We start from the raw sequence: 11,429 nt of genomic DNA on the forward strand, positions 1-11,429 counted from the left end.
TGGCCGACGTATGTCAGTCTGTTAGTAGTGGGACAGGCAAATCTGCCTGTGAAAACGCACTAGGGAAGGTTCGGCAGCAAGGTGGCAGCACGTAACAACGGCACGGGGGACAGCTCCGCCGAGCCACGTCGTCTGGTCATCGTCGAGTCTCCGACCAAGGCAAAGAAGATCGCCCCGTACCTCGGGAGCAACTACGTCGTCGAGGCCTCCGTCGGCCATATTCGCGACCTTCCCCGCGGTGCCGCGGACGTTCCCGCCAAGTACAAGGGTGAGCCCTGGGCACGTCTCGGCGTGGACGTCGACCACGACTTCGAGGCCCTGTACGTCGTCTCGCCCGAGAAGAAGGGCAAGGTCGCAGAGCTCAAGAGCCTGCTCAAGGACGCCGACGAGCTCTATCTCGCCACTGACCCCGACCGCGAGGGTGAGGCCATCGCCTGGCATCTCCTCGAGACCCTGAACCCCAAGATCCCGGTTCGACGCATGGTGTTCCACGAGATCACCAAGCCGGCCATTCTCGCTGCCGCCGCCGATACCCGTGACCTCGATCAAGACCTCGTCGACGCCCAGGAGACCCGTCGTATCCTGGACCGTCTCTACGGCTACGAGGTCAGCCCGGTGCTGTGGAAGAAGGTCATGCCGAAGCTCTCGGCCGGCCGAGTGCAGTCCGTCGCCACCCGGATCGTCGTCCAGCGCGAGCGCGAGCGGATGGCGTTCCGCAGTGCCGAGTACTGGGACATCTCCGCCACGCTCGACGCCGGAGCCGACGCCACCCCGCGCAGTTTCGGAGCCCGCCTGGTCAATGTCGACGGCAATCGCGTCGCCGCAGGTCGTGACTTCGGGGCCGACGGCAAGCTCAAGTCCGATTCGGTGACCGTTCTCGACGAACCGCGTGCCCGACGCCTCGCCGAGGCTCTCGAAGGCGTCGACCTGACGGTCGCGTCCGCCGAGGACAAGCCGTACACCCGCAAGCCGTACCCGCCGTTCATGACGTCGACGCTGCAGCAGGAAGCCGCCCGCAAGTTGCGCTTCAGCTCCGAGCGCACCATGCGCGTCGCGCAGCGGCTGTACGAGAACGGCTACATCACCTACATGCGTACCGACTCGACGACGCTGTCAGCGTCGGCGATCTCGGCGGCACGTACCCAGGCGACCGAGCTCTACGGACCGGAGTACGTCCATCCGTCGCCGCGTCAGTACACGCGCAAGGTCAAGAACGCGCAGGAGGCCCACGAGGCCATCCGCCCGTCCGGTGATGTCTTCCAGACACCCGGTCAGTTGCACTCGGCCCTGCAGACCGACGAATTCCGCTTGTACGAGCTGATCTGGCAGCGCACGGTCGCGTCGCAGATGGCCGACGTGCGCGGCACCACGCTGACACTGCGCATCACCGGAACGGCCGGAACCGGCGAGGAGTGCACCTTCTCGGCTTCGGGGCGCACCATCACGTTCGCCGGCTTCCTCAAGGCCTACGTGGAGAGCGTCGACGATCAGGCCGGCGGACAGTCCGACGACGCCGAATCACGTTTGCCCGCACTGGTTCAGGGGCAGGCCGTCACCGCTACCCAGCTCGACCCCGACGGTCACACCACCAACCCGCCCGCGCGTTTCACCGAGGCGTCGCTCATCAAGACGCTCGAGGAACTGGGCATCGGTCGGCCGTCGACGTATTCGTCGATCATCAAGACCATTCTCGACCGCGGTTACGTCTACAAGCGCGGCAGTGCACTGGTGCCGTCGTGGGTGGCGTTCTCGGTGGTTGCGTTGCTGGAGGCGCACTTCGGGCGTCTGGTGGACTTCGACTTCACCGCAGGCATGGAGGACGACCTCGACGCCATCGCGGGAGGCCGTGAGCGACGCGGCAATTGGCTGCAGAGCTTCTACTTCGGCGGCGACACCGGTGCCGAGGGTTCGGTGGCTCGCTCCGGTGGACTGAAGAAGATGGTCGGCCAGAATCTCGAAGAGATCGACGCCCGCACCATCAACTCCATCCGTCTGTTCGACGACTCCGAGGGTCGTGAAATCCATGTGCGCGTGGGCCGTTACGGTCCGTACCTCGAGCGCATGGTCAAGAACGATGACGATCCGGACGGCGATCCGATCAGCCAGCGCGCCAACCTGCCCGACGATCTTCCGCCGGACGAGTTGACGATCGACTTCGCCGAAAAGCTTTTTGCCACACCGCAAGAGGGGCGCAAGCTCGGTGTCGATCCGCTGACCGGTCACGACATCGTCGCGAAGGAAGGCCGTTTCGGGCCATACGTCACCGAAATCCTGCCCGAGCCGGAACCCGAACCCACGCCCCCCGAGCCCGATATCGTCCCGGTGCCGTCCGGCAACGACGGTGACGGTGGCGGCGGCGTCAAGACCGCGGTGAAGAAGGCGGCGGCCAAGAAAGCTCCGGCCAAGAAGGCGGCTGCGAAGAAGGCGACCGGCCCCAAGCCGCGCACCGGTTCTCTGCTCAAGTCCATGGACCTGGCGACCATCACGCTCGAGGATGCGCTCAAGCTGCTCTCGCTGCCCCGCGTCGTCGGAGTCGATCCGGAGTCCAAGGAAGAGATCCTCGCGCAGAATGGTCGATACGGCCCGTACCTGAAGAAGGGCACCGACTCTCGCTCGCTCGCCGACGAGGATCAGATGTTCACCGTCACCTTGGAAGAGGCGTTGAAGATCTACGCCGAGCCCAAGCGTCGGGGTCGTCAGGGCGAAGCCAAGCCGCCGCTGCGTGAGCTGGGCGTCGACCCGATCAGTGAGAAGCCGATGGTGATCAAGGACGGTCGCTTCGGGCCGTACGTCACCGACGGCGAGACCAACGCCAGCCTGCGCAAGGACGACGAGGTCGAGTCGATCACCGACGACCGTGCGTCGGAGTTGTTGGCGGACAGGCGCGCTCGTGGTCCGGTGAAGAAGAAGGCACCGGCGAAGAAGGCTGCCGCCAAGAAGGCTCCGGCCAAGAAGGCCGCAGCGAAGAAGGCTCCGGCGAAGAAAGCTGCTGCCAAGAAGACGGCGACCAAGACCACTGCCGCGAAGAAGACCCCGGCCAAGAAGGCACCGGCGAAGAAGACCGACACCGAGTAACCGCCGAGCTCGAAGTTATGGATGTGAAAACGGTTCAAAGCCGCCGTAACTTCGAGTTCGCGGGTTCGGGTTGTCGGCCCCAACCACTAGGGTTGCGTGCATGGCGGGTGTGTTCGATCGATTGGTCGGTCAGGAAGATGTCGAGGCCGATCTGACGGCCGCTGCGGTGGCCGCTCGCACCGGCGTCGACTCGTCGGCGATGACGCATTCGTGGCTGTTCGCCGGCCCGCCGGGATCCGGCCGTTCCATCGCGGCCCTGTGCTTCGCTGCGGCATTGCAGTGCACCACCGAGGGCACTCCCGGGTGTGGGCACTGCCAGGCCTGCTCGACCACCATGGCCGGCACTCACGGCGATGTGCGACGCGTCGTGCCCGAGGGGTTGAGCATCAGCACCAAGGAGATGCGAGACATCGTCTCCATCGCCTCGCGTCGACCCAGCACCGGGTTGTGGCAGGTGGTGGTGGTCGAGGACGCCGACCGGCTCACCGAGGGTGCCGGAAACGTGTTGCTCAAGGTCGTCGAGGAGCCGCCGGCCAAGACGGTGTTCCTTCTGTGTGCGCCGTCGGTCGATCCGCAGGACATCTCGGTGACTCTGCGCTCGCGGTGCCGGCACGTTTCGTTGGTGACGCCCACGGTGCCGGCGATCGCGCAGGTGCTGCAGACCCGCGACAAGCTCGACGCCGAGACGGCCGAGTGGGCCGCGTCGATCAGCGGCGGTCACGTGGGCAGAGCGCGTCGTCTCGCCACCGACGAGGACGCCCGAGCGCGTCGTAAACGTGCACTGGCGCTGGCGTCGGCTGCAGCCCGGCCCAATCAGGCGTACCTCGCGGCCGAGGAGCTGGTGAAGGCCGCCGAGGACGAGGCCAAGGAGATGAGCGCCTCCCGCGACGAGGCCGAGACCGAGGAGTTGCGGACGGCTCTCGGAGCCGGAGGTACCGGCAAGGGTGCGGCGGGCGCGCTGCGTGGCTCGGCCGGGGTGCTCAAGGACCTCGAGAAGCGGCAGAAGTCGAGGGCCACCAGAACCGGTCGTGATTCACTCGATCGCGCGTTGATGGATCTGGTGGGCCTGTATCGAGATGCGCTCGCTCGCTCGTACGGATCGACCGCCACGGCGACCCATCCCGACATGGCCGAGCAGGTCGAGCGAATGGCAAAAGCCGTCTCGCCCGAGGCGCTGCTGAAGAGTATCGAGGCAATCCTCGAATGCCGAGAGTCGTTGGCAGTCAATGCAAAGCCGAAGTTCGCCATCTACGCGTTGGTCGGGACGCTGGGCGACGTGCTGCGCTAGGGGCCGAGCCCGCCTCGCGGCTCGAGGGAGGGCGATTTTCGTTTCGACGTGATGCTCCGTTAGACTCACCAACGCCGAAAGGCACGCCGCCTTAGCTCAGTCGGTAGAGCATTTCACTCGTAATGAAAAGGTCAAGAGTTCGATTCTCTTAGGCGGCTCAGAGGCGAGAAGCCCCTCACCAGTAGGACTTGGTGAGGGGCTTTTTCGTGTTCTGCTCCGGTAAGCGTCAGGCCGGCTGATGTGGTCGCGCCGCGCTCGCGAGCGTGCTTATCGGCTGACCTTTCCGCGTCGGCCAGCCGGCCCGTGAGGTAAGTGCTGACGGTCTTCCGGTCGTCGTTGTGTGGTTGCTGCGACTATGACCGGTACCGCTTGTGGTACCTGTACCGAAAGTGGTACCTTTCCGCTCTGAAGGCGACTTCCCGCGCAACGCGGGGCCGAACAGAAGAGAGTTGCCCGCGCACGGCGGGCCGCACACGTCCGACGGCGACCGCCAACGCCACGGACCGGAGGAGCCGAGATCGAAATGTCAGCCATCACTCGCACCGAAGCCCGCAAGAGTCTGTTCCCGCTTGTCGAACAGGTCGTAGAGGATCACACCCCCATAGAGATCGTTTCCAAGGGAGGCAACGCGATTCTCATGTCGAAGGCCGACTACGACGCGATGGTCGAGACCGCGTATCTCTTGCGCAGTCCCGCCAACGCAACGCACTTACTGAAAAGCATGGAGCAGGCCCGCCGCGGGGAGGTGAAACCCAGAAAGCTGGCCGAATGACCGAGGTCCGATTCACCGAAGAAGGATGGGACAGCTACACGTCCTGGACCGTCGTCGACAAGAAGATGGTCGCCCGCATCAACAAACTGATCGACGCGACTTTGCGCGACCCATACGCCGGGATCGGCAAGCCCGAGCCCTTGAAATATGCTCTGGCCGGGGCATGGTCACGACGCATCGACACCGAACACCGACTCGTCTACCTGCCTCCGAGCGACGACAATCCAGACCTCGTCATCGTGTCGGCGAGATACCACTACTGACATACCTCGGCACCCGGGCATTGATCCTCTGATCGAAGCGCCAGCGCTCCATCGGCCTGTTCGTCGCGTCGGTCCTGCAAGATGACTTCATGCGAACCGGAAGAGCCAGCGGTGACCTGATGACAGCCATCGTCACGACCGGCAACGGCGGGTACGACAAACTCGTCGTGTCCGAGGTGCCGATACCCGTGCCGGGTCCGGGTGAGGTGCTCGTTCGTGTGTTGGCCGCAGGGATGAACAACACCGAGATCAACACACGCGTGGGCTGGTACGCGGACGGCGGGTGGAACGACGCGACGCCGTTTCCGCTGATTCAGGGCACGGACTGCTGCGGGCTCGTGTGTGCGAGTCCGGGGACGGACGAATCCGTCGTCGGCAGCCGAGTCCTGGTTCGATCGTGCATGCGCGTCGACGGCTTCTTGTCGGGCGAGACGCGCTGGTTGGGTTCGGACATGGACGGCGCGTTCGCGCAGTTCGTCGTCGTTCCGGCAAGCGAGATCTTCGCGGTCGACTGTGGGTGGACCGATGCGGAGCTGGCGACGATTCCGTGTGCCTACGGCACGGCGGAGAACATGATCGCCCGCGCGGGAGTGCATCGAGGGTCGACGGTGCTCATCAGCGGCGCGTCGGGCGGAGTCGGTTCTGCCGCAGTGCAACTGGCTGTTCGGCGTGGTGCCCGCGTGATCGGCGTCGCGAGCCGCGCCAAGCACGACCAGCTCCGCGAACTCGGCGTCCACGAGGTGTACGGGCGCGATGTCGACGTGGTGGACGCCCTCGGCACGCGCAGCGTCGATGTGGTGATCGACAATGTCGCCGGCGACGGTTTCGGTCCTCTCCTCGACGTCCTCGTTCGTGGGGGAACGTACGTGTCCTCCGGCGCGATCGCAGGACCCATCGTCGCGTTGGATCTACGGACGATGTACCTGAACGACCTGACGCTCCTCGGCTGCACAGCGTGGGACGAGGACGTGTTTGCGAACCTCGTGTCGTACATCGAAGCCGGTGAGATTCGTCCTCTGTTGGCCGAGTCGTTTCCGCTCGAGCAGATCGCGGCCGCGCAGCAGCGCTTCCTGGAGAGGGACCACGTCGGAAAGTTCGTGCTCGTTCCTCCGGTGGTCCGCGATCAGGTGTGATCTGCAGGCACACTGGACAGAGTGTTCGCCTCCCTCGCCCCGGCTCGCCGCCGTCTCGTGTTCGTCTTATTGGCCCTCGTATTGGTCGCGGTCGTCGCGGCTGTGGCGGCCTTCGTCGCATCGCGCCCCGCGAACGACCCCGTCGCGAGCGTCGACCAGTCCGTTCCCGGCCCGGTGCTGCTGATCCCCGGGTTCGGCGGATCCACCGACTCGCTGGAGGTGCTCGCGGCCGAACTACGTGAGGACGGCCGCGACGCCACCGTCGTAGCTCTGCCCGACGGTGGCGTCGGCGATCTGACCGTGCAGGCGCAGACCCTGCGCGACGCCGTCGACGCGGCTCTGACTCGGACGGGAGCGAGCTCGGTCGACGTCGTCGGGTATTCCGCCGGTGGGGTGGTGGCCCGGCTCTGGGCCACCGACCTGGGCGGTGCCGAGCAGGCCCGACGCATCGTCACTCTCGGCTCCCCGCACCACGGCACTCAGGTGGCGGCTCTGGCGGCCCAGTTCGTGCCCGACCAGTGCGCGACCGCCTGTCAGCAGCTCGCCCCGGACAGTTCCGTGTTCGCCGCCCTGAACTCCGGGGACGAGACCCCGGAGGGTCCGCAGTGGGTGTCGATCTGGACCGAGTTGGATCAGGTGGTGACCCCGCCGACGTCGGCCGAACTCGACGGGGCCGTCAACATCCCTGTCCAGAGCGTGTGTGCGGACTCGACCGTCGATCACGGGAACCTGCCCCGCGATCCTCTGGTCGGCGCGATGGTCTCTGCCCAGTTGGACGGCGACTCCACCACCCAGCTCGGCGCAGCTGATTGCAGCCGTCTCAGCTCGTGATGTCCTTGGTGGTGAAGTTCGCCCACGCCGCGCCGAGAAGAACGACGACGTAGACGCCCTGCACACCGACGCCGCGCATCAGGTCCCGCGTCGGCACCGGGTCGCGGAACAGGTCGACGAAAGCCAACCAGTATCGCGTCGGCAGGTACGGCGCGATGGCGTCGGCGGCGTCCAGCGTCAGCAGCAGCGAGCTCGCGATGAGGAACGCCAACGCGCCCAACGTCGCGGCGAGCGGGGAGTCGGTCAGAGTCGACAGGAACAGGCCCATGGCGGCGACTCCGAGCATGGACATGGTCACGTAGAGCACGGCGATGACGGTGCGTGTGGCGACCTGTTCGTCGGTCAGCACTGTGCCGGACACGCTGGAGACGCCCCCCAGGGCCGTGACGTCGAACAGCGTCGTGCCGACGAAGTATGCGATGACGGCCACGACGACGACGGCCAGCAGCACGAAGGCGGCAACCGAGATCAGCTTCGCCACCAGTAGTTTGGTTCGTCCCACCGGGCGGGCGAGCAGGTAGCGCAGCGTGCCGGCCTGGGCCTCCCCGGCGACGGCATCGCCTGCGATCACCGACACGGCGACGGGCAGGAACAGCGGGAGCACGATGGCGAGCGCGGCGAGCGGAAACAGCTGGCCGTTGGTGGTCACCGCAGAGAGGAAGGCGGGGCCTTCGCCGGGACGCGGACCGACGTCGGTCAGGGCGAGGAGGCCCGCGACGATGGTCGGCAGCAGATTGAGCAGAAGGATGACGACCCAGGTGCGGGGTCGGCTCAGCATTGCGCGCAGTTCGACGCCGATCATGCGGTCACCTCGGTCCGGGTGGCGTTGTCTCGAAGTGCGCCGGGGGCGTCGACTCTGTCGGAACTGGCCCCGGTGACCGCCAGCACGGACTGTTCGAGGCTCATCCGTTGCTCGCTCAGCTCGCTCACCCGGACTCCGCCCTCCACGAGGAGCCGGTTCAGCTCGGCTGGGTCCCGGTGCTCGACGATCAGTTGCTGACCCACACGTTCGAGCACCGTGGCCCCCTCGACGCCGGAGAGCAGGGAGACGGCGTGGGCGGGATCGGCGGTGCGCACCGACACCCGGCCGGTGGACCGCTGCATCGAGGACAGCTGGTCCTGCAGGACGAGTCGACCTCGGTCGAGAACTCCCACTCGGTCGCACAGTTGCTCCACCTCGGCCAGCAGATGGCTGGAGAGAAACACCGTGGTGCCCTGAGAGTGCAAGCCCAGCAGCAACTCTCGAATCTCGAGGATTCCCTGTGGGTCGAGTCCGTTGGTCGGCTCGTCGAGGATCAGCAGTTCGGGGGTACGCATCAGCGCCGCCGCCAGCCCGAGACGCTGCCGCATGCCGAGCGAGTACTGCTTGACCGGTCTGCGTCCCACCCCGGCGAGGCCCACCTGCTCGAGAGCTTCACCGACCCTGGTTTTCCTGGTCCGCCGGGACCCACCCGCACCGGCCGCGTCGAGCAGCGTGAGGTTTCTGCGTCCGGACAGGTTGGGGTAGGCGGCGGGGTTCTCGATCAGCGCCCCCACCCGTGGCAGCACGCTTCTGCGTCGCCGGGGCATCTCTTCGCCGAGCACCTGTATCTGCCCGGAGGTCGCCAGTACCAGGCCGAGCAGCATGCGCACGGTCGTCGTCTTGCCGGAGCCGTTCGCGCCCACGAAGCCGTAGATGTCGCCGGCGCGCACGTCGAGGTCGACACCGTCGACTGCCCGCACCGATCCGTAGCTCTTGGTCAGGCCGGTCGTGCGGATCATGTGGCTGCTCCTCCGAGCTGTTGGGCGGCGGTCGTCAGGGTCTCCGCGGTGACGGTGCCGGACAGCAGATAGCGACGCCGGTCGTCGGTGGATCCGGTGACGAGGACGTTGAGTGGACCGAGCGACACCGCGACGCTGTCGTCGGTGACGATTGCCCCGGGGGCGGACTGCAACTGTTCGACGAGTCCGCCCGCGGCGCGTCGCGGCAGGGGAACGGCGAACAGTTCGGTCACACCGCGGCCGTAGATTCCCACCGACCCCTGGCCCTCGCGGGGGCGCAGATCGAGGCCGGACAGGGTCGACGGCAAGCCTGCGGTGTCGAGCCGGTCGGCGAACGAGGCGATGTCGCCACCGTCCTGCTGCTGCACGTCGGTACCGGGCGGGGGAACGAAACGGACGGTGTCGGCATCGGGGGTCTCGGAGGAGAAGTCGAGGAACGCGGTGCTGACGACCGGACGGGTGGCCCCGGCTCCCAGCACGTCGACCTGCAGCGGGAGCCCGCTGCCGGGGTCGACCCAGACGTCGACTCCGGTGACGGTGCTCTGCGGCTGGCTGGGGACGAGCCTCAGGCCAGGGGCGTCCCGGCCGGCGATCCGGCGTGCCGGAAGCCGGGTGACCTCATCCGCGGTCGCCTCGCTCAGCAACCGCTGCCCCAGCTCCGGGGGTAGCAGGTCGGCCTCGCGTGGCAGGCGCAGGCTCGGTTCGGGGACCGGGGTGACCACGGCCGTGTTCTGCTCGTAGTCCCATCTCCACAGCCGCGTCGGGCTCCGGTAGAGACCGCGCTCACCGGCCAGACGCACGGTGTCGACGCGCCAGCTGTCCGGGGCGCGATACCAGGCACGCAGAGTGGTGGTGTCGCCGAGCAGATCCGGCAGGCCGCCGAGCCCCTCGGTCACCGGAATGATGACACCGCCGACCGCCTGGGCGTAGCCCGAGTACGGCGTCTCGGTGGAGGACTTGACCTGTTCGAGCAGTTCGGCTGCGCCGATGTCGGACGGGTCGACGGGTAAGCGCGCGATCACCGAGGGGGTTGCGACGAGCACGGCGATGCCGAGCACCACTGCCAGCCACCGCCACTTCTTGCGCACCTCTTCGACCGTACGGACGTACCCGAGGTGCTGCATGTGAGCTGCACGACGCTCGCCGCTAGCCCCTGAGCGTGAACTCCGCGTGACCGTAACTCACACCGTTGATCTGGAGCTCGATGGAGTGTGGGCCGGGGTAGTACTTCCGTGTGGTCAGCGGCTTGAACGAATGTTGCCGTCGCACATCGATGCTGTCGCCGGGCGTGATCGTTCTCGTCGTCAGCTTGAACGTCTTCCCCGTCACCCCACCGTTGGCTTTGGTGTGATGCACGATGTAGTCGATCGCAACCTTGGCCGGTTCGGTGCCGACGTTGCGGATCGAGGCCGTGAACTCCACTTCTCCGCCCATGGGCAGCTCCGTGACGTCGAGGGTGGGGCCGTCCACCTCGAGGTCGGCCGGAGCGAACCCGAGCAGCTCGAGTGCGTCCCGGTTTCCCTTCTTGATCACCGTCCGGAGGGCATGTCGCACAAGCTTTTCGGTGTGTGCGTCCGGGCTGTCGAGCCACCGAGTGGTGGTCCTGACGACCAAGTCCGGGACGTCTCGGCTGACATCGTTGAGATGGTTCGCGACAGACCGTCGAACGTAATCACTGTCGTCTCGGTAGAGCCGGTCCAGGATCGGCACCGTGACGCCCGGGCGCTCGAGTATTTCGGGGACGCGCACCGACCACGGAAGATACGGGCGGGTGCCCTCCGACGCCAGACGCCGCACATGCTCGTCCGAGGATGTCGTCCAGTCCGACGCGATTGCGAGCGACCGATCCAGGTCGGCTCGAAGAAACGAGCGGATGGCGAATTCCGAGCTGAGTCGGCCGGTGAGTTCGGCAAGCAAGGCCATTCCGTCGTCGAATGCGTTCGAGGTGTTCTCCTCGACGGCCTTCGATGCGACAGCGCTCGTGACCGGCCAGATCGCCCAGCCCCGGAAGTCGGGATCGGTGGCGGCACGTCGGATGATGCGGGCGAACTCCGTGTAGGTGCCGGGCAGTGCCGAGAGCAGGCCGTCACGCAACAGATCTGCGCGGGCTCGAAGCGCGAGTGGACCCAGACGATCGATCGATCCTTCGAGTACCGACAGGTCAGCCTTCGGAGCAGCGGTGCGCATGGTCCGAAACAGCGTGCCGGCCGCATCCGGGCCGAGGAGTTCGTCGGCGAAGGGCATGAGAGCTTCTTACCCGACGACTCTGCTCCACGGGTTCGACGGGGTGTCGAGGGCTGCGCGGG

10 protein-coding genes, 1 tRNA gene and 1 pseudogene are annotated in these 11,429 nt (G+C 66.5%); 8 read left to right on the forward strand and 4 right to left on the reverse strand.

Annotated elements, in window-relative coordinates; genetic code table 11:
* Positions 1-81 precede the first annotated feature (81 nt).
* From topA to R3P95_RS24235, 8 genes and pseudogenes are all read left to right on the forward strand, one after another.
* Positions 82-3,075, forward strand: coding sequence for a type I DNA topoisomerase (topA, locus tag R3P95_RS24205; protein ID WP_317549719.1), 2,994 nt, complete (start codon positions 82-84; stop codon positions 3,073-3,075).
* 116 nt (positions 3,076-3,191) lie between these two features.
* Positions 3,192-3,230: pseudogene (locus tag R3P95_RS26225) on the forward strand (hypothetical protein).
* The gene (locus tag R3P95_RS24210; protein ID WP_394855469.1) at positions 3,227-4,363 is read left to right on the forward strand and encodes a DNA polymerase III subunit delta'; all 1,137 of its coding nucleotides are present in this window, start codon (positions 3,227-3,229) and stop codon (positions 4,361-4,363) included. The pseudogene R3P95_RS26225 and the gene R3P95_RS24210 overlap by 4 nt, the downstream one beginning before the upstream one ends.
* An 85-nt stretch (positions 4,364-4,448) precedes the next feature.
* Positions 4,449-4,521 (forward strand) — tRNA-Thr (locus R3P95_RS24215).
* Between the two features lie 365 nt (positions 4,522-4,886).
* Positions 4,887-5,135: a type II toxin-antitoxin system Phd/YefM family antitoxin gene (locus R3P95_RS24220; protein ID WP_317549721.1), complete on the forward strand. Its 249-nt coding sequence runs from the start codon at positions 4,887-4,889 to the stop codon at positions 5,133-5,135.
* Positions 5,132-5,398 carry a Txe/YoeB family addiction module toxin gene (locus R3P95_RS24225; RefSeq protein WP_317549722.1) on the forward strand — a complete coding sequence of 89 codons (267 nt, stop codon included), beginning with the start codon at positions 5,132-5,134 and terminating at the stop codon, positions 5,396-5,398. The genes R3P95_RS24220 and R3P95_RS24225 overlap by 4 nt, the downstream gene beginning before the upstream one ends.
* Before the next feature lie 89 nt (positions 5,399-5,487).
* Positions 5,488-6,531 carry a zinc-binding dehydrogenase gene (locus R3P95_RS24230; protein WP_317549723.1) on the forward strand — a complete coding sequence of 348 codons (1,044 nt, stop codon included), beginning with the start codon at positions 5,488-5,490 and terminating at the stop codon, positions 6,529-6,531.
* 21 nt (positions 6,532-6,552) lie between these two features.
* Positions 6,553-7,362, forward strand: a complete 810-nt coding sequence (locus tag R3P95_RS24235; RefSeq protein WP_149406387.1) for an esterase/lipase family protein — start codon at positions 6,553-6,555, stop codon at positions 7,360-7,362.
* Here the strand turns inward: R3P95_RS24235 and R3P95_RS24240 are convergent.
* From R3P95_RS24240 to R3P95_RS24255, 4 genes are read right to left on the reverse strand one after another with little or no spacing between them, the layout of a single operon-like run.
* Positions 7,352-8,164: an ABC transporter permease gene (locus R3P95_RS24240; RefSeq protein ID WP_149406388.1), complete on the reverse strand. Its 813-nt coding sequence runs from the start codon at positions 8,162-8,164 to the stop codon at positions 7,352-7,354. The genes R3P95_RS24235 and R3P95_RS24240 overlap by 11 nt on opposite strands.
* Complete coding sequence (locus R3P95_RS24245; protein ID WP_149406389.1) at positions 8,161-9,123, reverse strand: ABC transporter ATP-binding protein; 963 nt, start codon at positions 9,121-9,123, stop codon at positions 8,161-8,163. Before R3P95_RS24245 ends, R3P95_RS24240 begins: the two co-directional genes overlap by 4 nt.
* Positions 9,120-10,247 (reverse strand): LolA family protein, encoded by a 1,128-nt coding sequence (locus tag R3P95_RS24250; RefSeq protein ID WP_317549724.1) that lies wholly within the window; start codon positions 10,245-10,247, stop codon positions 9,120-9,122. Before R3P95_RS24250 ends, R3P95_RS24245 begins: the two co-directional genes overlap by 4 nt.
* 22 nt (positions 10,248-10,269) lie before the next feature.
* Positions 10,270-11,367, reverse strand: a complete 1,098-nt coding sequence (locus R3P95_RS24255) for a DNA alkylation repair protein (RefSeq protein ID WP_317549725.1) — start codon at positions 11,365-11,367, stop codon at positions 10,270-10,272.
* Between the last annotated feature and the right edge of the window lie 62 nt (positions 11,368-11,429).

Origin of the sequence: Rhodococcus cercidiphylli (genome assembly GCF_033042225.1) — a bacterium.
Taxonomy (GTDB): Bacteria; Actinomycetota; Actinomycetes; order Mycobacteriales; family Mycobacteriaceae; genus Rhodococcoides.